This is a genomic window from Clostridium sp. OM05-9, from assembly GCF_003481465.1.
In the GTDB taxonomy this organism is placed as follows: Bacteria; Bacillota; Clostridia; order Lachnospirales; family Lachnospiraceae; genus Coprococcus; species Coprococcus ammoniilyticus.
The window spans coordinates 203,522-225,269 of the sequence record NZ_QULF01000004.1; the positions used below are offsets into that span (position 1 = coordinate 203,522).

Genomic DNA, 21,748 nt, shown 5'->3' on the forward strand with positions numbered 1-21,748 from the left:
ATTTACCTTCTTTCTGTCTCACTTTCCTGATAAATTCCCATCTTCTTTAATAAATGATAATAGATTGCATCGCACTTATCACGTTTTCCGCTGAACGGCAGTACGAATTGCTCTTTTCCTATATCGATCTTCAATATGTAATATGGCAAATACGGATCCGGAATGACCAGATTCACATTTGTAATCTTCTCATATGGTGTATGATAAGATTTCTTTCCCTTTTCTATGATCAGTTCATCGTCTTCAAAATGATAGGTCAGATCAAATGCCGATTTTCGAAATGATGATTTCACCAGCACCAGTCCGTATACTCCAAGTGCAAGACCAAATGCCAGCTTAAAAATACGACCACCGGTACTGCCATGGGATTTGATCATCAACAGGATAAATGCTGCTCCGATAACAACAAAAAATACACCAACCATCCGGTATGCAATTCTGGTTGCTCTGTTTTTCTTTACGGTATGCTGCATGTGTTTTCCTCGTTCTTTCTGTATATTTTCTGTTCTCTATTATATTTTCTACAGTCATAAAAAGCAAGCCAGAGTAAACATGACATTTTGTACTAAAACCCCCGACAAAAAACATGATTTTTACCAGATTGATTTTTCTTATAAAAAGAAGTAATATCCAGTATGCATTTAGAATATGGAAGTCGTTGTGGGCAGTTTATTTAATAGAATCATACGACTTACCAATACAGGGACATTTGAGTCCGCCGGTACTCGATGGCGCATAAGCGGCATCTTAGTACCGCTGCAGGACTCAACGAGCGGAAGCGTTCCCTGTTGGCAATGTCAGTATGATTCGTAAATAAACTGTTCGCAACGACTAAACTAACACAAGGAGGTAAAATCATTGAAAAACTTACTGAAAAAAATTAACGGTTCCAAGGATCTGACTGAAGGCAATCCTATGAAACTGATCTTGAACTTTGGATTGCCATTATTATTTGGGCTTTTATTCCAGCAATTTTATAACATGGTCGATACAATCATCGTTGGTAAATTTCTGGGTGTCGATGCACTTGCAGCCGTCGGCTCAACCGGATCGATCAACTTTATGATACTCGGTTTCTGCATCGGTATCTGCAATGGTTTTGCCATCCCGGTTGCTCAGGCCTTTGGAGCAAAGGACACTGATAATATGAAGAAGTACATTACAAACTGTGTCTGGGCTTCGATCTTCTTCGCTGCCGTTATGACAGTTGCAGTCGGAATTCTTACCAGAAATATTCTGATCTGGATGAAGACACCGGACAGCATCCTGGATCAGGCATTTATCTACATATTTATTATATTTATGGGAATACCTGCAACCTTCCTTTATAATATGGTTTCCGGTATCCTGCGTTCTCTCGGCGACAGTGTAACCCCTGTTGTCTGTCTGATCGCATCCTCCCTGTTAAATATCGTACTGGATATCCTGTTAGTTCGTCCGATGGGTGTCGCCGGTGCTGCTGTTGCAACCGTTGTTGCACAGGCAATCTCCGGTGTCGGCTGTCTGATCTATATGTGTAAGAAGCTCGGATATCTTCATTTTACAAAACAGGACTGGGCATTTAGTATGCGCCACTGTCTGACCTTATGCGGTATGGGTGTTCCGATGGGGCTTCAGTACTCGATTACAGCGATCGGCAGTGTTATTCTTCAGGCTGCAGTTAATTCGATGGGTGAATCCGTTATTGCTGCCGTATCCGCCGGAACAAAGATTTCCATGTTCCTCTGCTGTCCGTTTGATGCCATGGGATCGACAATGGCAACCTACGGTGGACAAAATGTCGGTGCTAAGAAAATGGATCGTGTGGATGCCGGCTTAAAGGCATGTATCAAACTCGGTATTGCCTATGCGATTCTTGCATTTGTATTTATCCTGTTATTCGGCAAGAATCTGGCACTGCTCTTCCTGGATGCAGAAGAGACAGAGATCATCAAGCTTGTATATTATTTCCTGCTTGGCAACTCAGGAGCTTACATCCTGCTTGCCCTTGTAAATATCGTCCGGTTTATGATTCAGGGGCTCGGCTATTCCGCCTTTGCCGTTATCGCAGGTATCTGTGAAATGGTTGCCCGTACGATCGCAGGCTTTATCCTGGTACCAAAATTCGGTTATGTCTTTGTAGCACTCGGCAGTCCGCTCGCATGGATATTTGCAGATATCTTCCTGATTCCTGCCTATATCTATGTTGTAAAACGTCTTCGCCGCAAGTTCGGTCAGGAGACCCCGGCGATGCTGAAGCGTTGTCAAAAGAGCCTTGCATAATATATTCTAATACAGATTTTTCTATATAATCAAAAAACCATACCGGCAGCATATATATTTTTTATGTGATTTACCTATTCACCCAAATATATATGCTGTCGGTATGGTTTTTCTTTTTATTTATTATTTATTTCTGTAGATAATGTCGGTTCTCTTTGGTCCGTTTGAAACCATAGTGATCGGATATCCGATATGTTTCTCAATGAACTCAATGTAGTTTCTGCAGTTCTCTGGAAGATCTTCGTAGTTCTTGATACCACGGATATCTGTCTTCCATCCTGGCAGAACCTCATATACAGGCTTTGCTTTCTTTAACTTAGCTGTTGTAGGGAAGTCTGTTGTTACTTCACCATCGATATCGTATCCGACACATACAGGAATCTCATCCAGATAACCCAGTACATCAAGTACGGTAAATGCTACATCTGTTGTTCCCTGCATACGGCAGCCATACTTGGAAGCTACACAGTCGAACCAACCCATACGTCTTGGACGTCCGGTTGTTGCACCGTACTCACCGCCATCACCACCACGACGTCTTAACTCATCTGCTTCATCTCCGAAGATCTCGCTGACGAACTCACCGGCGCCTACAGCACTTGAATATGCCTTTACTACTGTTACGATCTGCTTGATCTCATATGGAGGAATACCGGCACCGATCGCACCATAAGCAGCCAGTGTGGATGATGATGTAACCATAGGGTAAATACCATGATCCGGATCCTTTAATGTTCCGAGCTGACCTTCTAACAGAATTGTCTTGCCTGCTTTGATCGCTTCATGGAGATATGCGGATACATCACATACATATGGCTCTACGATAGCCTTGTACTCCATCAATGTTTCATATACTTCATCTACTGTAAGAAGTGGCTTCTTATACAGATACTCAAGCAGAACATTCTTGGATGCGATAACTCTGCTGATCTTATCCTTCAATTCTTCCTCTGTGTCAAACAGTTCGCTTACCTGGAAACCGATCTTTGCATATTTGTCTGAATAGAATGGTGCGATACCTGACTTTGTAGATCCGAATGACTTACCGGCCAGTCTCTCCTCCTCGTACTCATCAAACAAAATATGATATGGCATAACCATCTGTGCTCTGTCTGAGATCAGGATCTTTGGCATTGGAACTCCCTTTTCTACGATGCTGTTCAGCTCTTTGAACAGAACCGGGATATTTAATGCTACACCATTTCCGATAACACTTGTTGTATGATCATAGAAACAACCGGACGGAAGTGTATGCAATGCAAATTTACCATAGTCATTTACAATTGTGTGACCTGCATTTGCACCACCCTGAAATCTGACAATAATATCAGATGTTTCCGCCAGCATATCTGTTATTTTACCTTTTCCTTCGTCGCCCCAGTTGGCTCCGACAACCGCTCTTACCATATTTTTATCCTCGCTTTCATGGCATTTTCCCGGAAATATCTTCCGAAATTGAACTCAATTACTTATACATTATAGCATGTATGTATTATAAGTAAAATCGATATTAATTATATATAGCATAAGGTGTACTTATATTTATTCTTTACAAATACATTGGTTCGGTTTACACTTTCAATATAACGATTGATCAGGAGCTTCGATTATGGATATTAATTATGAATATTATAAAATTTTCTACTATGTGGCAAAGACAGCAAGCATCTCTGCTGCTGCCAAAGAGCTGTGCGTATCCCAGCCCGCTGTCAGTCAGGCAGTCAAATCTTTAGAACAGGCAATCGGTATCAACCTGTTTATTCGGACGAAAAAAGGTGTATCCCTGACAGGTGCAGGCGAACTTCTCTACAAACATGTAGCCGAAGGATACGAGGCAATCTCCATGGGCGAACAGCAGCTTGCCCGATTGATGCACTTGGAAACCGGCGAGATCCGGATCGGAGCCAGTGATATGACACTCCAGTTCTATCTGCTTCCGCATCTCGAACGCTTCCACCAGCTCTATCCCGGCATCAAAGTACATGTAACAAATGCACCGACCCCAAGTACGATCGATCACTTATTTGCAAATAACATTGACTTCGGTATCGTTACAACTCCTCTCCCACAGAATCCGAATATGGAGATTCGAAACGCGCGGGAGATTGAAGACATCTTTATAGCCGGTCCAAGATTCAACGATCTGAAAGGAAAAATTCTTGACTATCAAGATCTGCAAAAGCTTCCGATCATCTGTCTGGAAAATGACACCAGCACAAGAGCCTATGTTGACCGGTTTCTTGCACATGAAGGTGTCACGCTGACCCCTGAATTCGAGCTTGCAACCAGTGATATGATCGCACAGTTTGCAAAGAGGAACCTTGGAATCGGATCGATCGTGGCAGACTTTGCCGGTGACTATATTGACCGTGGTGAGATCTTCCGGTTAAGTTTCAAGAACCCCATCCCCAAGCGGAACATGTGCATCATCAGCGACCGCAGACGTGGCATGAGCATCGCCGCTATGAAGTTGATGGAATTGCTGTAATTAAGTTAGTATATATTTCTCTTTTAAACAAAAAATAAAAGCATCCACATAAATGTGGATGCTTTTACGCCAAATACATGGCTACTAGCTTTCAATCACTAGCTTTACCGTACTATTATTATACCTAAATCAAAGAAAAATACAATATTTTTCAATTTATTTATTAACATTTTTTCTCACTTTCATCCATACGTCAAACTTTTTACGTCCCATCATTGCTAATGCCTTGTCTGCAATATTTTTTCTTCCTTTTATTGCCATTTTTATATAAAACATGGCAACTACTTTCTTTATATCCGCTACATTACCAAATAGCACAAATATCTTTACAACATCCAAATAATTCAATTTATCATGAGATAAAGATGCTTTAATCGTTATATCATTCATATAATTTAAATTTGCTTTCCGTTTTAACCTAAAACGTGTTATGAGTTCCAAATGTGCACATTGATTTCTTACCTCTTTCAATACGAATAATGCCTGTTCAAATACTGCTGCCTCCGACAATTCAAAACCAAAATCCCTTAACACCTTAGTTTTAACTGTATCATCTAAAAATACAAATGTATAATATAAGCTTCCTAACGGCAAGGCCTTGATAACAACCCAAAACGGCGGCTCTGTATACTGACATACATAATCTCTGTCTTTTTTTAACTCATCTATAAAAGACTTCCTTTTTACCCTTCCACTTTGTGATAACTGTGTCGTCCTAAATAAATCAAATGTAGAGAAAATATTTTTCATATGTTTTTTCTACCGTGTTTTTCTTTAATAAAATACTCTCAAAGCCATTAACAACATCAAAATAGTTATATCTCTTTAATATCTCCGCTGCTTTCTTTTTATCCTTAAATTTTAATCCTCGATCAACAAGACCTGAAATTTGCTCATCTATAGTTTTAAACTCTTTTGTAATCGGCATCCATTCACCTCTTTTTACTATACATATATAAATATTGGGACTATTATCTTTTGAATAATAATTCTAAAAACAATAGTCCCAACAATTATATAATCTAATTCTTATACATTAATCTCAGCGGTCATGCCAAGTATGTCTTTATTTGCATCAAGTACCGGCTTTACAACCTCTGTGATGAATTCTTCGGTCTGCTCCGGTGCGCGTCCGACAAAGTTCTTTGGCTCAAGGATGGCTTCGATCTCTTCCTTGGTCATGCCAAATGCAGGATCTGCTGCGATCAGATCAACAAGGTTATTTTCCTTGCCCTCTTTCTTTACAGTTGCGCCTGCCTGCATGGAGTATTCACGGATAAGCTCATGCAGCTCCTGACGATTGCCGCCACGTTTTACAGCATCCATCATGATATTCTCAGTTGCCATAAACGGAATCTCCTTCATGAATCTCTGATAGATAACCTTATCATATACAACCAGACCATCTACAACATTCAGATACAGGTCTAAGATACCGTCGATTGCAAGGAATGCTTCCGGAACAGATACACGTTTATTTGCGGAATCATCCAGTGTTCTCTCAAACCACTGTGTTGCTGCTGTAAATGCAGGATTTAATGCATCAGCCATAACGTAGTTTGATAAAGATGCAATTCTCTCACTTCTCATCGGATTTCTCTTATATGCCATTGCTGATGAACCGATCTGGTTCTTTTCAAATGGCTCCTCGATCTCTTTTAAGTGCTGTAACAAACGGATATCATTTGAGAACTTATGTGCACTCTGTGCGATACCGGAAAGTACATTTAACACTCTGGAATCTACCTTACGGGAATAAGTCTGTCCTGATACAGGATAGCATGCTTCAAATCCCATCTTCTCTGCGATCTTCTTATCGATCTGACGAACCTTCTCATGATCTCCGTTAAAGAGCTCTAAGAAGCTTGCCTGTGTTCCTGTTGTTCCCTTACATCCCAGGAGCTTCTGCTGACCGATCATGTAATCCAGATCAGACAGATCCAACATCAGTTCCTGAAGCCATAAGGTTGCACGCTTACCAACAGTTGTTGGCTGTGCAGGCTGGAAATGGGTAAATGCCAGTGTCGGCAGATCTTTATATTCCATAGCGAACTTGGACAGTTCGTTGATCACATTTAATAATTTCTTTCTGACAAGCTTCATAGCCTCTGTCATAACGATAACATCTGTGTTATCACCAACATAGCAGCTTGTTGCTCCCAGATGGATGATGCCGGCAGCCTTTGGGCACTGAACGCCGTATGCATATACATGGCTCATAACATCATGACGAACCATCTTCTCACGCTCTTTTGCTACATCATAATTGATGTCCTCTGCATGTGCCTTTAACTCATTGATCTGCTCCTGTGAGATAACCGGCTTGCCGTTTTCAGAAAGGCCGAGTTCATACTCCGTTTCTGCAAGGGCGATCCATAATTTTCTCCATGTCTTAAACTTCTTATCCGGAGAGAAAATATACTGCATTTCTTTACTTGCATATCTCTCGCAGAATGGGCTTGTGTATCTGTCTGTACTCATTTTTACCTCTCCTGTATTTCTTTATTTTACTTTTGAATCTTCACCGCGTTTGAAATTCTCATGTTCTCCGCGGATATCTTCCTTTGGTGGCTCCATCGGATATTCCCCTGTAAAGCAGCCGTGGCAGTACTGTCTTCCACCGGAGATCTCTACCAGCCGCTCCTTGCGAAGATAAGCAAGGGAATCGGCGCCGATGATCTTGCAGATCTCATCAACCGAACGGTTATATGCGATCAACTGCTCTCTGTCCGGGATATCCGTTCCAAAATAACAAGGATATAAGAACGGAGGCGAACTGATCCTTACATGAACTTCCTTTGCGCCAGCCTCACGAAGCATTCCTACGATACGGTCTGAGGTTGTACCTCTGACAATGGAATCATCGATCATAATGATACGCTTACCCTTTACCGCTTCTTTTAATACATTTAACTTCACGCGGACACTGGACTCTCTCTGGCTCTGCTGTGGCTTGATGAATGTCCTGCCGACATAGCCATTCTTGACAAATGCCGTTCCGTATGGAATGCCGGATTCCAGTGAATATCCCTGAGCTGCTGCATTTCCCGATTCCGGAACACCTACAACCATATCTGCATCTACCGGACTGTCCTTTGCAAGACATCTTCCCGCGATCAGTCGGGATTCATAGATTCCCATTCCGTCAAATACGGAATCCGGACGGGCAAAATAGATATATTCAAAGATACATCTTGCATGCTTCTCCTGACACATATCCTTATAGGACTGAATACCATACTCCGGTGAGATCGTTACGACTTCTCCGGGCTCTACATCACGGATAAATTCTGCACCGATCGTATCAAGGGCACAGCTTTCCGATGCAAGAATATAGGCATTATCACGTTTTCCGATACAGAGCGGGCGGAATCCAAATGGATCTCTGGCTCCGATCAGCTTTCTTGGACTCATTACTACAAGTGAATAAGATCCCTTCACTTTTCTGAGTGCTTTCATAACTGCTTCCTCGGCACTTGCACTGTTCACACGTTCTCTTGCGATATGATAAGCAATAACCTCGGAGTCGATCGTCGTCTGGAAGATCGCACCTGTAAGTGCCAGTTCCTTACGAAGCTCCGGCGCATTGATCAGATTACCGTTGTGTGCAAGACCAAGTGTACCTTTTACATAGTTCAAGACTAATGGCTGAGCATTTTCTATCGTACTCGCGCCGGCAGTTGAATATCTGACATGTCCGACACCGATATTTCCTTTTAATTTCTCAAAGGATTCCGGTGTGTACACCTCGTTTACCAGACCCATGCCCTTCATGGAGCTTACCTTCCCCTTGGGACCTTCCGTGTCTGATACTGCGATACCACAGCTCTCCTGTCCTCGATGCTGCAATGCAAACAATCCATAATAAATGGAGGTTGCAACATCATTGTTGTCAAAATCATACATTCCGAAAACACCACATTCTTCATGCATCTTGTCATCATTCTCAAAATAATGGGATCTTATATTCTCGTTCATGTTTTGCCTCTCGTATTTTATTTTTTAACACACTAAGACTTTATACGTTTTCTGTTTTTCTGTCAATGTTGGAATGTGAAAAATTATTCCGGAAATTAACAGCCATTTTCTCTATATTGCATAACCTTTCTCTTTGATCAGATCTACCATCTGATATACATATTTGTTGCAGAGCTCATCACTCTCTGCTTCTACCATAACACGAATAAGCGGTTCTGTTCCGCTCTGGCGAAGAAGAAGTCTTCCGTCAGAACCAAGCTCCTCTGCGATCTTCTGATTTAATGCCTGCACATCCGGATCATTCATAACCGCATCCTTACTGGATACCTTTACATTTACCAGAAGCTGCGGGAAGATCGTCAGGCTCTTGAAGCACTCTGATAATTTACATTTGCGTTCCAGAATAACTTCCATGATCTTCAAAGACGTCAATACACCATCTCCGGTCGTTGCATATTTGGAGAAGATGATATGTCCTGACTGTTCGCCGCCGATAGAATATCCATGCTCCATCATGGATTCAAATACATATTTGTCACCGACTGCTGTCTTATCATAGGAGATTCCCTTCTTATCCAGTGCTTTATATAAGCCAAGGTTTGACATGATCGTTGTTACGATGGTATTCTTATTCAGTTCTCCACGTTCCTTCATATAACGTCCGCAGACATACAGGATCTTATCTCCGTCTACTAACTCACCCTTATCATCAACACACAGACAACGATCTGCATCACCGTCATAAGCAAATCCTACATCCAGTCCTTTTTCTACTACAAACTTCTGCAGTCCCTCAATATGGGTAGATCCACAATTTGTATTGATATTGGTTCCGTCCGGATCATTATTGATTACATAGGTCTTTGCTCCGAGTGCATCAAATACTGCCTTTGCAACCTGATAGGCTGCACCATTTGCACAGTCCAGGCCAACTCTCATATTCTTAAAGGATCGGGTAGGGATCGTCATCAGGTATCCCATGTAACGGTTTCTTCCCATAGAGTAATCAATCGTGCATCCGATATTTTCTTTTGTAGCCAGTGGAATCTCCGGAATCTCACCATCGATATAACGCTCGATCTCTTCTTCAACCGCAGCCTCTAATTTGTAACCCATGCCATTGATGATCTTGATACCATTGTCATAGTATGGATTGTGGCTTGCCGAGATCATGATTCCACAGTCGAAGCCATCCGTTCTGACAATATAAGAAACACTTGGCGTCGGTGTTACATGCATCAGATATACATCTGCACCACTTGCCGTTAAGCCCGCAACTAATGCATATTCAAACATATAACTTGAACGTCTGGTATCCTTACCGATAACCACCTTTGCCTTGCCTTCCGGATTCTTCTTGCCATAATAATAGCCAAGATAACGTCCGACCTTGAAGCTGTGCTGTACAGTAAGATCCTTATTTGCCTCACCTCTGAATCCATCTGTTCCAAAATATTTACCCATAACTGTAAACCTCTTTCTTTCAACTCAGTTTGAACTACTTAACTTCTTCTTTTTCTTCTTCCGGTGATACCAGCAGAGAAACTGCTCTCCGATGTACAGAGATCTCGGATGTGGTATACTCCCCGCCATACTCTCCATCCAGTGTCCATGCGATCGGTTCTTCGCTCTCGATCACGACACGATTGGTTCGGAATGCTACCATATTGGTCTCATTCGTATTTCCAAGGAGCAGCGAATTGATGATTCTCTGGAGATCTGCAAGATTCTGGATCTTGCGAATCAGGACTCCTTCAAATAAACCATCGTCGAATTCAACTCCATGGCTGGTCAGACTTTTATATCCGCCGACCGATACTGAATTCGATATCATACCGAACATAAACTCACCGGTATATGTCTGGTTATTAAATTCTATCTTCAGATTATATGTGGGAACATTTACAAGACTCTTCATACCCTGTAATACATATGCCGCATGTCCTAAAATATTCTTCATATTCTGAGGGGTTGCATATGATGTATCAGAGAATATGCCAAATGCTGCAACATAGACAAAATAATTCTTATTCAATTCTCCGACATCTACTGAAAAAGGTGCGGCAGTGACAAGCTGTTCTGCTGCCTCGATTGCTTCTTTCGGGATCTCAAGACTTCTGGCATAATCATTTGTCGAGCCACATGGGATATAGCCAAGCGGCCGGTTCAGTCCACATTCCATAAATCCTGTGACTGTATTACCAAGCGTTCCGTCACCTCCGGCACATACGATCACATCGTAGTTCTCTCCTTCTTCTTTTACGACACGGGCAGCATCGCCGACTCCCTGTGTCAGATAAATTCTGACTTCATATTCTTTCTTGCAAAAGACATCTATCACATCTATAAGACAATTCTTCAAAGTTGTTCGTCCCGCTTTGGGATTTACAATAAACAGCATCTTCTTCATATTCATACCTCATTACTGTTTACAGGAACACATTTATCCGATTGCTCTGTTCCCGTCTGACTTATGCTTTATGCATTGTGATTCTTTTTATATTCCATGTAAAGATCGTATCCTTTTTTTCTGAGCTTACAGGATGGACAATGACCGCATCCTTCACCCGGAATACCATTATAACAAGTAAGTGTCATATCTCTGATAACATCAAGTCCGCCGAGTTCATCTGCCAGCTTCCATGTCTCCATCTTATCGATCCACATCAATGGTGTGATAATATCGAATTCATAGTCCATCGCAAGATTCAGTGTTGTATTCAATGATTTGATGAAAATATCTCTGCAGTCAGGATAGCCGGAGAAATCACTCTGGCTGACACCTGTTATGATGTCGCTGACGCCCTTCTGTTTTGCGTAGATCGCTACAAATGTCAGGAATACCATGTTTCTTCCATCTACAAATGTATTCGGTGTACCGACCTCCGGCGCATTCTCGTCTACCTTCATCTCTCTTCTTGTCAATGAATTTGGTGCAAGCTGATTCAACAGACTCATATCCAGAATATGATGCTCTACTCCAAATTTTTCAGCAATCTTCTTTGCACATTCTAATTCTTTTACATGCTTTTGTCCATAGTCAAATGATACTGCGTATACTTTTTTATACTTCTTAAGTGCCCATAACAGACAGGTCGTACTGTCCTGTCCACCACTGAATACAACAACTGCTTCATCTCTGTTCTTCAAATTCTGCATCTTTCATATCCTCCTATCGGTTCATCATCAATACTTTATTCTGTAAATTCACATCATTCTCAAATGCTCCACGGAACGTCGTTGTATAGGTCTTCGTTCCCGGCTTCTTAATGCCCCTTGCTGTCATGCAGCTATGATTGGCCTCGATCAATACGGCTACATCCGGTGAGCCTGCTGCCTTTCCAACCACATATGCGATATCGGATCCGATCCGCTCCTGAAGCTGCAACCGCTTCGCTACCATGTCTGCGATCCGTGCGATCTTGCTGAGTCCTAAGACCCTGCCATGTGGGATGTATGCCACTGACACCTTCATATCATACATCAGTGCCATATGATGTTCGCAGTAACTGAACACCTCGATATCCTTTACGAATACCATATCACTTGTATGTGCCGCATCTTCCTCTTTGAATGTCTTGCCAAACATCTCAGCAATCTCATCGTTGGTATAATTCATTCCCTCAAATACTTCTTCATACATTCGCGCAACACGGTCCGGTGTCTCTTTTAAGCCTTCCCGGTCAGGGTCATCACCAAGTGCTACAAGGATTCCACGAATATGCTCCTTTATTGCTTCTTTATCAATTGCCATTTCTACTCCATTCTCTTATTACTCTTAATCGATTATCCAAATAATATGTTAATATCAATATCTGCGGTTTCATCCGTTTTACACTCCACGCATCTCCGGATCCCAGATATACTTATGAAGCTGTAACTGTAATTTTACACCATTCATTTCATTCTCGATCATAAAATCAACGATATCCTCCGGATTGATCTTGCCGTATACCGGACTGATATAGACGTTTGATTTGATATCCAATGCCCATTCATGAATAATGTCTCTTGCTGTTTCCAGATCCTTGATCGAGCCGGATACGAACTTTACCGCATCCTTCTTATCAATATAGTTATAATTGGAGAAACACATATTGCTTTCCATTCCGCTTCCCGGAAGCTTATAATCAAGTGTAAATGCTACCCGGTCTGTCAACGCTTTAAACTCTGCGATATCCACACTCCCGTTTGTCTCTACTTCTACCTGAAGTTTCTCATCCATCGCCAGCATCAGGAGCAGCTTATCGATATCCTCCTGGATCAACGGTTCTCCACCGGTTAATGTCACGTTTCTGACTCCGGTTCGCTTGATATAGTCATAGATCTCTGCATCCGTCAGTTCTTCGTATGGGGCATCTGCTTCATTTGCCCATTTGGTATCACAGTAACTGCAATTCAGGTTGCAGCCTGTAAAACGAATAAATACCGCCAGTTCTCCGGCTTTTACGGATTCACCGTTGATGCTGACAAATCGTTCTGCTACTTTAAATTTTGCCATTTCTATTTCCTTCTTACTTTTTGTATATGATATCCTTCGATGTCATTTATCTATTATGACATCCTTGATCTTGCCTGTTATTTATTCTAAGTCTTTTTTGTCTTATATTATTTTACGCTATATAGTTTTTCTTCTGCTATTATGCCATATACGTCGCTGCATTGGTCGGGGTCTCATAAACTGTGGTACGAAGCACCTGATATCCCTTATCTGCCATATATTCATAAAAATACTTTGCCAGATTCTCTGCTGTCGGACGCATCGGAAGCTCGATGATACGGAACTGTTCTTCTGCCAGTGCTTCCATCGTTTTTTCCTTCAATGTACCTTTCTCCATAATCAGGCAATGATCCATCCCTTCTGTTTTCTCTCTGAGATCCCTTTTCAGATCTCCAAAATCTACAACCATGCCTCTGGTCTGTCCGTCCTGCATCAGCTTCTCGCCGCCGACTTCAACTTCAACCGTCCAGCGGTGTCCGTGCAGATTTCTGCATTTACCCTCATAGCCCGCAAGGAAATGCGCGCTGTCAAAACTTGAATTTGTCTTTAAACTGTACATATCTTCCTCTTTCTTTTATTTTCGAATGTTATATTACACAGTTGTCAGCTTGCACGATGTAATAAGCATCGACATTTGTGTAGTTTCGTTATGAGACCTGCACTAGCTGTCAGCACCAAGCCCATGTTTGAACCCGTATGGGTGAGTTTGGGCGACTGCTGACAAATAGGCGTGCAGGCCGAATAGAAACGAAACAAGTCGGGCGATTACATCGTACAAACTGACAGCTGTGCAATATAACATTCCTATGTAAAAAACGCGCATATAGGAAAATGCCCTTCATGCGCGTTTTTTCCTAGTTTTGTTTAGTGACAGGATGGTATTAATGAACTGTCATTTATTCTGTTTCTGTATTGCCTGTCATATCTGACCGGCATCTGTTTTTAGATGTTTAAGAACTTCTTTACGACGCTCTCCATTTCTTCTTTGTCACATACTGTGTCGTGAAGAACAGGAGCTGTACGGATGTCCTCGATTGCCTGTGGAACCTTTACACCGGATAACTTGCAGAGCTCATCGACTAATTCAAAGTCACTCTTTGCTGCATAAGCTTCATCGATAGATTCCATAACACTTCTTGTAAACTTGTATGGGCTTGCTGTAGAAGCGATAACCGTAGGAGTCTTATCTCCTGTTTCTTTTACATACTTGTCATATACGGTTGCTGCTACTGCTGTATGTGTATCCATGATATAAGAATCCGACTCATATACTTTCTTGATCGTTGCCGAGGTTTCTGCTTCTGTTGCATAACCGCCCGCAAATTCAGCAAGCTTTGCTTTCATCTCATCTGTGATCGTATATATACCTTCTGTGCTTAACTGCTTCATCAGTGCTGCATTCTTCTCTGCATCATTTCCTGCGATCTTGTAGATCAGTCTCTCTAAGTTGCTTGAGATCAGGATATCCATAGATGGTGATGTTGTTAAGATAAATTCACGATTTCTGTCATAAGTACCTGTTGTAAAGAAATCATATAATACCTTATTGTCATTTGATGCACATACGAACTTCGCGATCGGAAGTCCCATTTCTTTTGCATAATATGCTGCAAGGATATTTCCAAAGTTACCGGTTGGTACAACAACATTGATCTTGTCGCCAGCCTGGATCGTACCGTCCTTAACCAGTCTTGTATATGCATATACATAATAAACCATCTGCGGAACCAGACGTCCGATATTGATTGAATTGGCGGATGAGAACTGATATCCTTTCTCGTCCATGTATGAAGCAAGCTTCTCATCTGAGAACATCTTCTTAACACCTGTCTGTGCGTCATCGAAGTTGCCTGTAATTCCTACGACAAATGTGTTTTCACCCTTCTGGGTTACCATCTGCTTCTCCTGGATTGGGCTTACACCATGCTTTGGATAGAATACGATGATCTTTGTTCCCGGTACATCTGCAAATCCTGCAAGTGCTGCCTTTCCTGTATCACCGGAAGTAGCTGTCAGAATAACGATCTCGTTCTTTACATGATTCTTCTTTGCGGATGTTGTAAGCAGATAAGGAAGAATGGATAATGCCATATCCTTAAATGCAATCGTTGAACCGTGGAATAATTCCAGATAATATGCACCTGCTTTATGTACGAGTGGTGCGATCTCCGGTGTATCAAATTTCTTGTCATATGCTGAATTGATACAATGCTTTAACTCTTCTTCTGTAAAATCCGTAAACATCAGCTTCATTACTTCATAAGCAACCTGCTGATAGTTCATCTGCGCCAGATCTGTAAGACTGACATCAAGAGCAGGAATACTGTCAGGAACAAATAATCCTCCTTCATTTGCAAGACCTTTTAAGATTGCTTCTGATGCGGTTGCTGTTTCATTTGCATTTCTTGTACTTCTGTATATCAATTCCATATGGCACTCTCCTTCTGTTTTATTTACTCTTTTGATTTATGCAGGCTTTCTTTTTCCGATGCTTTCATCCAGACATCCTGAATTCGACCTGCAAGCGTCCACATTATAGCATACCCATTTTCAAAACACAAGACGGCGGAGGTATCTCTCAAATCTGTTTTTTATATTTTATAGAATTTGATCGATCTTCCGCCATCTGTATTTTCTATTCCCTTCTGTTACAAATGGAATTAATTATTTTACTTTAATGGTAATGGTTGCTTTCTTACCACTTCCGTCTTTTGCTTTTGCTGTGATCTTAACCGTTCCCTTCTTCTTTCCGATTACCTTACCCTTAGCTGTTACCTTTGCAACCTTCGGATTACCGGAGGTCCATGTCACTTCTTTACTGATTCCCTTTGTTGGAGTCAGCTTTGCTTTTAAGGTTATAGACTGTTTCTTCTTGATCGTTACTTTCTTTACTGCCTTTTTCTTCGATGTGATCGTAACCTTCTTAACTGCCTTTTTCATAACCTTAACCGTATAGGTTGCCTTCACCTTACTGTTACCGACTGCTGTTGCTGTTACCTTGATCGTCTTTCCCTTAGCAGCTTTCTTCACTGTCAGCACACCCTTGCTGTTAATAGATGCATATTTCTTATCCGATTTACGGATCGTCCATTTTACTTTCTTATTTGTCGCTTTCTTAGGTGTAACGGTTGCTTTCAAAGTCAGCTTCTTTCCCGGAGCTATCTTTTTGGTTGCTGCCTGAATCTTGACCTTTGCCGGTTTGACCGTCTTCTTTGGTGCTTCTGTTGTTGGTTCCTCGGTCGTCGGCTTTTCAATCGTTGGTTTCTCGGTTGTCGGTTTTTCCGGATTCGGCGTTGGTGTCGGTGTTACTGTTTCTTTCTTCTTTACCGTAACGGTGCAGGAGCTTGTAACACCACTTCCATCCTTTGCTGTTACTGTAATAATTGCAGTTCCGGCACTTACGCCCTTCACTTCACCGGTCTGTGATACACTTGCCGCTTTCTCGTTGCTGCTTTTCCAGTCAAATGTCTTCAGTGTTGCATTTGCCGGTATAACGGCCGCTACTGCGATCCGTTCTGTATCACCAATATTTAATACCACGCTGGTCTTATTTAACGTGATCTTCTCGATCAGGATCGTATCCGGGATCTCATCTCCATTTTCATCCTTTGGTTTCGACGAAAAGATATCCTTTGAACCTGAAGAGGATGCTACTGTATTGTCTCCGACCAGAATAATATTGTCTGATTTGATCGGTGGATTCTTTGTAACCTGATCTGCTCCGACCGTTACCTTGGAATCCTCAATCCGTACAGTATCTGCTTTGATCGCCGTTCCTGTCTCATCTGTTCCTGCAGCAAGCTCTGCATCCCGGATCAGAACTGTACCACCTGCCAAGACTCCTCCATCAACCGATACCCTTCCGCCTTTGATCGTTATATCTCCTGCTGCAGATATCTTACCGGATACTGTAAGGGATCCATTTTCGCTGATCACAAGTCCGCCATCCGTCTCGACATTACCTGCGATCGTTACCGTTCCTTTTCTTATGATCTCCGTCTTACCATCTGCATTTCCGATGATCGCAACGGCTCCAACCTCCGCCTGATTCAATGTGATCTTTGTTGCTCTATCTGCCTTAATAACAAGCTCCTTATTCTTTCCTGTAATCACATAGTCCCTGCCATCTTCCGTAAGTGTGAGAACCGGATCCGTATAGCTGACTGTTGTTCTGCCATCATCTGTCCGTAATGCATCCTGATATTCTTTGTCCGCAATCTTTGCTATATCGATCGTATATGGATCCTGAACAAGTGTATATACCGTAAGCAATTTCACTGTTTTTCCTGCATATGCAGTTGCAGTTTCTGCATAGCTGCCTGAAACTGTATACTTTGTAAAGCTTCGTAATCCGGCAAATTCAATTGTCTCTCCATTGGAAGCTGCCTGCTTCCACGTTGTTCCTTCCACTGAATACCGGACACCCGCCTGACCGGAGATCCGGATCGTATCCTTTGTTCTTGCAAGAAGTGTCACAGTATCCGGAACTGCTGTCTGTTCTGTCTTTCGTACTTTTACAGAAACTATCTTTTTATAAACGGCATCTTCATCAGAGTCCTCGATCTGATACTGTTTTTTGCTTGTATCACTCCATGTAAATACAACCTCATACTGATTGATACCATTTGCTACTTCCTGTTCGCCCATTGTTACATCCGGGGTGCTCCATGCAAATGTTCCATACTCGGTTGAACCGCCTGCAAAAGCAGAATCAGAAAGCTTCTGTCCATATACCAGCTCGGAAGCCTCCGGGAATGTGATAGCCGGAAGTCCTGCTCTGCTGACTGTTACCGTCACATTCTGTGTGATCGTTCCTGCTGCTGCATCATACCCTGTGATCTGATCAAATGCATAATTCTTCTTTGCATCGGAACGAAGGGTTAATACCACCTGTCCCTGATACGTTCCTCGTTCCGGTTTCGCTGCTGCATCTGCCCATGCAAATGTTCCATAGGTCTCATCTCCACCGGATAATTCTGACTCAGAAAGAGTCTGACCGGTTACGATCATTCCTGCTGTCGGGAATGTAATTCCCGTTACCGGACATTTCGCAACCGTTGCAGATACCGGAATCTGAAAGGACTGTCCATTATCTGCCTCTATCAGCAGATTGTCACTGTAAGTACCTGCATCCTTACCATTCTTTAATGATACGATCACAGTTGTTTTTCCTGCCGGTGCAAGCTTTCTTTCACTGTCGCCGGATAACGCAAATGCACTTCCTGCACCTTTCTCCAACTGAAGCGCTGCAGTTCCATCTGCATCTCCTTTATTCTCTAATACCAGTTCTGCCGCAGAACCGGTCTCATATCCATAAATAACCGGTGCACAGGTCAGTACAGTCTGGTCTGTTGAAAATACTGCCTTCGGTGCTGCTTTTACCGTAAGCTTGCAGCTTGCCGTAAGCTTGGTCCCATCCATCGTTGCCGCCGTAATCGTTGTTGTTCCTGCTGCAAGAGCAGTTACCTTTCCGACATCCGAAACCGTTGCAATCTTTTCATTCTCAGACTTCCAGGTAACCTTCTGTTCCGCTGTCTTTGGTATGACCGTTGCTCGAAGTGTAACTGTTTCCCCTTCTGTCAGCGCACAGGTTTCCTGATTCAGCTTGATCTCTGTTGCCTTTACTTCTTCCTCTGTATCATCACCGGAATTTGTTCCGTAATAAGTCTTCACGCCTACAGCAGCAAGTTCTGCCGCAGAGGCTGTCTTTGTACTATAATTCGTTGCATTCTTCTTTGCATAAGATAACTTTACTGTCTTATCATTCTTGTGAACCAGATAAAGTCCTGCCGCCGCACCAACCAGTCCGGCATTATAATCAAGTGCTACTTCATTGCAATAATAATCTCCCTGATCATCTTTATAGGTTCCATTTGCACCAGGTCCTCCTACCAATGCTCCAAGCAGCGTATAATGATCACTATTTATGATCTTCGAATCTGTCGATCTGGATGCCGCTCTATGATGCGGATATTTACTGGAGTTCTCATTATAGCCTACGATATAGCATCGTTTATTCGGATTATCTCCTAACATATAGTTCATCTGACTGGTTGCCCAATCTGCATATGTTGTTTTTCCTGTCAGCTTATCATATACCAGACCGGTAAACTGCTCAGCTGCACTGTATCTGCAGGAGCCCCAGTCACTAACACAGTTAAATACTCCATCGATGGCACTCTTGCCTTTGCATACATCTGTAATGCTTGCAATCTTTGCAGTATCCTTCTGAAGCATACATGCCAGTGCTCCGGTATTTGCCCAGTCGATCACCCAGTACTGATTCACACCATTCCCGGAATTATCTTTGTATGTATTATAAACTGAATTATAAAAGGTATTGCCTGTAGCAACAGCAAGCGCACTTGCTGCAAGTGCATAGTCATCACCATATGACGTAGACGCATAAAATGATGATGCGCCCTCGGTTGCACATGCTTTATTATTTTTCTCTACAAATGTAAAGAGATCCTTTGCTGTCTTTAAATCCTCATTATTTCCAAAGTTAATATAGTTCAATGCCAGCGCTGCGATCACAACACTCACTTCATCTGTAGCCGGATTGCTCGCATCTGCAAAGAATGCCGGACGACTGATCGTCTGTCCCTCCGGTGCTGTCCATACACCATGATCTGTATTACCGTCACCTACCTGATAGCAGAATGCGATAACCTGATCTCCCTCATACACTGTACACCGCTTAAAGTAATCGCAGAAATAATCCGTGATCTTCTTCAGATGTTCCTTCTGACCAAGCTCGTCAAATGCATCCTTGAACTGATAATAGCTCATTCCAAGCATGGATGCTGCATATCCCTGTGGAAGTCCGAATTTCACATGATCGCCTGCATCATGGAAACCACCGGAAGCATCTACATTGTAGGTTTTTCCATTCTTTGTATATGTTACATTTTTATCATAGGTATGGCAGTTTCCACGCCAGGAAAGTGCACAGGTGTCTTCCAGATAACCACACATATTTGCGTCATAGAAATACAGACTTTCCTGCAATGCCTTTGCATAGTTGAATTCTACATCCAGATCTTTATTCGTTGTGGTATCACCGGATGAGGTACCACCGGAACCGCCGGAGCCGCCTGTATTATCATTGGTATCTCCCTGGGAATAATCTACAGAAGATGAAGTTCCTTTGTTATAATAAACTCCCTTTACCTGAATACTGGATGCATCTACATATTTTGCTGCGAATCCACCACCTGGTATATCATTCTGCATTGTTCCTGCCGCAAGGACTGCATTTCCCCCACTCTGCATCGGATACATATAGATCGTATCACCATCTGCCACAAAGGTTGCATTCCAACACTTAAATGCCGAAGCTGTACCGGATGGTACCTGTAATACTACGATCCAGTCACAGATCGATGCTCCCGTATTATTGCTGATCGCCATTTCAAAGCCTGACCAGTCATTGCTTGGTGTTCCCTGATTCTTCACGGTTGCTGTCACACCTGATGAATACTCTCTTTCTGTTCCAAAATCAGAAGAATCGGAACCGCTGCCGGAATCTCCACCTGAACTGCTGCCTGAGTTTACCAGAACCGCTTCTTTGATCTTGTATGTGATACTTGTTACATTTTCAAACTGAAAACCAAAATTATATAACTGACCTGATTTACTATAGAACTGTGTCAAGTCCAGTTCTACGGTCTGAGTGCCGGAGCCTGCATTCACATTGATCCATTCACCCTTCCATGTTCCTTTCGCATTTACAAACGCCTGTCCGCCAATATTTCCGGTTCCATCGGCTGATGATACCTCGAAGCTGACACGAAGCTTGGTAAGCCCCGCACTCTTAAGCTCCGACAGATCGCTGTATCCGCCATTTCCAAGATCAAGGCTGACCTGATTATCCACATTTCCACTTGCTGTCACCTGATCCGTACTGTAAGACAGCGCAATCGTCTCCCCCGCTGCTTCTGTCTTGTCTGAAGGAATCACCACAAGGCTTACTGCCATTGCAAATGACAGCATCCATGCTATGACCCTTGTAACCCATTTGTCCCTTTGTCTGCTCATACCTTCTCCTTCCTTTTTCTCAAAAGCCGTTCCAGCAATACCCCACTCATCCATTACCTGTCTGCAACAGCTTTTTCTATAAATTCGCAGTTAAATTAATTATACCAATAACTGCCAGATCCCACAATGAAAATTGCCTGCCTAATCTCACAAATATTCCCCTCTATTTTCGTACATACGGGACAAAATATAAGGTCCGGATACTTATCTGCGCGATGAATTCTGGCCGTCATATAGAAATATGTGCAAGCACAATTTCTGCATAACATGTATAACAGATAAAGCCCATGTATGGTAACAGTCTTCTATGATCGGGAATGACATTCATGTAGTTTCGTAATGAGATACACTCTAGCTGTCAGCACCAAGCCCTTGTCTGAACCCGCAGGGTGAGTTAGGGCGACTGCTGACAAATAGATGAGTGTATCGAATAGAAACGAAATGAGTCATAACCGATCATAGAAGACTGTTACCATACA

At 42.4% G+C, this 21,748-nt stretch carries 16 protein-coding genes; 2 read left to right on the forward strand and 14 right to left on the reverse strand.

The genetic code is table 11. The features are described from left to right. Positions 1-2 precede the first annotated feature (2 nt). Positions 3-473 (reverse strand): hypothetical protein, encoded by a 471-nt coding sequence (locus tag DXB77_RS08185; RefSeq protein WP_118663007.1) that lies wholly within the window; start codon positions 471-473, stop codon positions 3-5. 442 nt (positions 474-915) lie between these two features. Here DXB77_RS08185 and DXB77_RS08190 point away from each other — a divergent pair, with 442 nt between their 5' ends. Further along, positions 916-2,262: an MATE family efflux transporter gene (locus DXB77_RS08190; protein ID WP_117785201.1), complete on the forward strand. Its 1,347-nt coding sequence runs from the start codon at positions 916-918 to the stop codon at positions 2,260-2,262. Between the two features lie 123 nt (positions 2,263-2,385). Here the strand turns inward: DXB77_RS08190 and DXB77_RS08195 are convergent, their stop codons facing one another. Beyond that, positions 2,386-3,669: an adenylosuccinate synthase gene (locus tag DXB77_RS08195; protein ID WP_021944858.1), complete on the reverse strand. Its 1,284-nt coding sequence runs from the start codon at positions 3,667-3,669 to the stop codon at positions 2,386-2,388. A 202-nt stretch (positions 3,670-3,871) separates the two neighbouring features. On the opposite strand from DXB77_RS08195, the gene DXB77_RS08200 reads away from it, so the two are divergent. Beyond that, positions 3,872-4,750, forward strand: coding sequence for a LysR family transcriptional regulator (locus tag DXB77_RS08200; protein WP_117823386.1), 879 nt, complete (start codon positions 3,872-3,874; stop codon positions 4,748-4,750). A 156-nt stretch (positions 4,751-4,906) separates the two neighbouring features. Here DXB77_RS08200 and DXB77_RS08205 read toward each other — a convergent pair whose 3' ends face one another. The 12 genes from DXB77_RS08205 to DXB77_RS08260 all read right to left on the reverse strand — a co-directional run bounded on the left by DXB77_RS08205 (position 4,907) and on the right by DXB77_RS08260 (position 21,269). Further along, entirely contained in the window at positions 4,907-5,500 is a 594-nt protein-coding gene (locus DXB77_RS08205) for an Abi family protein (RefSeq protein WP_118663008.1), read from the reverse strand. Next, positions 5,475-5,678: a hypothetical protein gene (locus DXB77_RS08210; protein WP_118663009.1), complete on the reverse strand. Its 204-nt coding sequence runs from the start codon at positions 5,676-5,678 to the stop codon at positions 5,475-5,477. The genes DXB77_RS08205 and DXB77_RS08210 overlap by 26 nt, the downstream gene beginning before the upstream one ends. Positions 5,679-5,779: 101 nt before the next feature. Continuing rightward, positions 5,780-7,231, reverse strand: coding sequence for an adenylosuccinate lyase (gene purB / locus DXB77_RS08215; protein ID WP_118615802.1), 1,452 nt, complete (start codon positions 7,229-7,231; stop codon positions 5,780-5,782). Positions 7,232-7,252: 21 nt separating this feature from the next. Continuing rightward, positions 7,253-8,728 (reverse strand): amidophosphoribosyltransferase, encoded by a 1,476-nt coding sequence (purF, locus tag DXB77_RS08220; RefSeq protein ID WP_008401375.1) that lies wholly within the window; start codon positions 8,726-8,728, stop codon positions 7,253-7,255. A 111-nt stretch (positions 8,729-8,839) separates the two neighbouring features. Continuing rightward, positions 8,840-10,192: a phosphoglucosamine mutase gene (gene glmM / locus DXB77_RS08225; protein WP_117808469.1), complete on the reverse strand. Its 1,353-nt coding sequence runs from the start codon at positions 10,190-10,192 to the stop codon at positions 8,840-8,842. 34 nt (positions 10,193-10,226) lie between these two features. Next, positions 10,227-11,138 carry a diacylglycerol kinase family protein gene (locus DXB77_RS08230; RefSeq protein ID WP_117808470.1) on the reverse strand — a complete coding sequence of 304 codons (912 nt, stop codon included), beginning with the start codon at positions 11,136-11,138 and terminating at the stop codon, positions 10,227-10,229. A 68-nt stretch (positions 11,139-11,206) separates the two neighbouring features. Further along, the gene (gene queC / locus DXB77_RS08235) at positions 11,207-11,887 is read right to left on the reverse strand and encodes a 7-cyano-7-deazaguanine synthase QueC (protein ID WP_117808471.1); all 681 of its coding nucleotides are present in this window, start codon (positions 11,885-11,887) and stop codon (positions 11,207-11,209) included. A 13-nt stretch (positions 11,888-11,900) separates the two neighbouring features. Next, positions 11,901-12,482 carry a GTP cyclohydrolase I FolE gene (gene folE, locus DXB77_RS08240; RefSeq protein ID WP_008401371.1) on the reverse strand — a complete coding sequence of 194 codons (582 nt, stop codon included), beginning with the start codon at positions 12,480-12,482 and terminating at the stop codon, positions 11,901-11,903. A gap of 78 nt (positions 12,483-12,560) precedes the next feature. Continuing rightward, a complete protein-coding gene (queE, locus tag DXB77_RS08245; RefSeq protein WP_118615798.1) occupies positions 12,561-13,229 on the reverse strand; it encodes a putative 7-carboxy-7-deazaguanine synthase QueE in 669 nt (222 codons plus the stop codon). A gap of 139 nt (positions 13,230-13,368) precedes the next feature. Continuing rightward, on the reverse strand, positions 13,369-13,788 hold the full coding sequence (gene queD, locus DXB77_RS08250; RefSeq protein ID WP_117808473.1) for a 6-carboxytetrahydropterin synthase QueD: 420 nt from the start codon (positions 13,786-13,788) through the stop codon (positions 13,369-13,371). Positions 13,789-14,171: 383 nt separating this feature from the next. After that, positions 14,172-15,659 carry a threonine synthase gene (thrC, locus tag DXB77_RS08255; protein ID WP_118615796.1) on the reverse strand — a complete coding sequence of 496 codons (1,488 nt, stop codon included), beginning with the start codon at positions 15,657-15,659 and terminating at the stop codon, positions 14,172-14,174. Between the two features lie 234 nt (positions 15,660-15,893). Then, on the reverse strand, positions 15,894-21,269 hold the full coding sequence (locus DXB77_RS08260; protein ID WP_182439457.1) for a glycoside hydrolase family 9 protein: 5,376 nt from the start codon (positions 21,267-21,269) through the stop codon (positions 15,894-15,896). Positions 21,270-21,748: the final 479 nt, after the last annotated feature.

Bases quoted from the DNA above. Each gene is read 5' to 3' on its own strand.
- DXB77_RS08185 (WP_118663007.1), bottom strand. From the start codon at position 473: ATGCAGCATACCGTAAAGAAAAACAGAGCAACCAGAATTGCATACCGG.
- DXB77_RS08190 (WP_117785201.1), top strand. From the start codon at position 916: ATGAAACTGATCTTGAACTTTGGATTGCCATTATTATTTGGGCTTTTA.
- DXB77_RS08195 (WP_021944858.1), bottom strand. From the start codon at position 3,669: ATGGTAAGAGCGGTTGTCGGAGCCAACTGGGGCGACGAAGGAAAAGGT.
- DXB77_RS08200 (WP_117823386.1), top strand. From the start codon at position 3,872: ATGGATATTAATTATGAATATTATAAAATTTTCTACTATGTGGCAAAG.
- DXB77_RS08205 (WP_118663008.1), bottom strand. From the start codon at position 5,500: ATGAAAAATATTTTCTCTACATTTGATTTATTTAGGACGACACAGTTA.
- DXB77_RS08210 (WP_118663009.1), bottom strand. From the start codon at position 5,678: ATGCCGATTACAAAAGAGTTTAAAACTATAGATGAGCAAATTTCAGGT.
- purB (WP_118615802.1), bottom strand. From the start codon at position 7,231: ATGAGTACAGACAGATACACAAGCCCATTCTGCGAGAGATATGCAAGT.
- purF (WP_008401375.1), bottom strand. From the start codon at position 8,728: ATGAACGAGAATATAAGATCCCATTATTTTGAGAATGATGACAAGATG.
- glmM (WP_117808469.1), bottom strand. From the start codon at position 10,192: ATGGGTAAATATTTTGGAACAGATGGATTCAGAGGTGAGGCAAATAAG.
- DXB77_RS08230 (WP_117808470.1), bottom strand. From the start codon at position 11,138: ATGAAGAAGATGCTGTTTATTGTAAATCCCAAAGCGGGACGAACAACT.
- queC (WP_117808471.1), bottom strand. From the start codon at position 11,887: ATGCAGAATTTGAAGAACAGAGATGAAGCAGTTGTTGTATTCAGTGGT.
- folE (WP_008401371.1), bottom strand. From the start codon at position 12,482: ATGGCAATTGATAAAGAAGCAATAAAGGAGCATATTCGTGGAATCCTT.
- queE (WP_118615798.1), bottom strand. From the start codon at position 13,229: ATGGCAAAATTTAAAGTAGCAGAACGATTTGTCAGCATCAACGGTGAA.
- queD (WP_117808473.1), bottom strand. From the start codon at position 13,788: ATGTACAGTTTAAAGACAAATTCAAGTTTTGACAGCGCGCATTTCCTT.
- thrC (WP_118615796.1), bottom strand. From the start codon at position 15,659: ATGGAATTGATATACAGAAGTACAAGAAATGCAAATGAAACAGCAACC.
- DXB77_RS08260 (WP_182439457.1), bottom strand. From the start codon at position 21,269: ATGAGCAGACAAAGGGACAAATGGGTTACAAGGGTCATAGCATGGATG.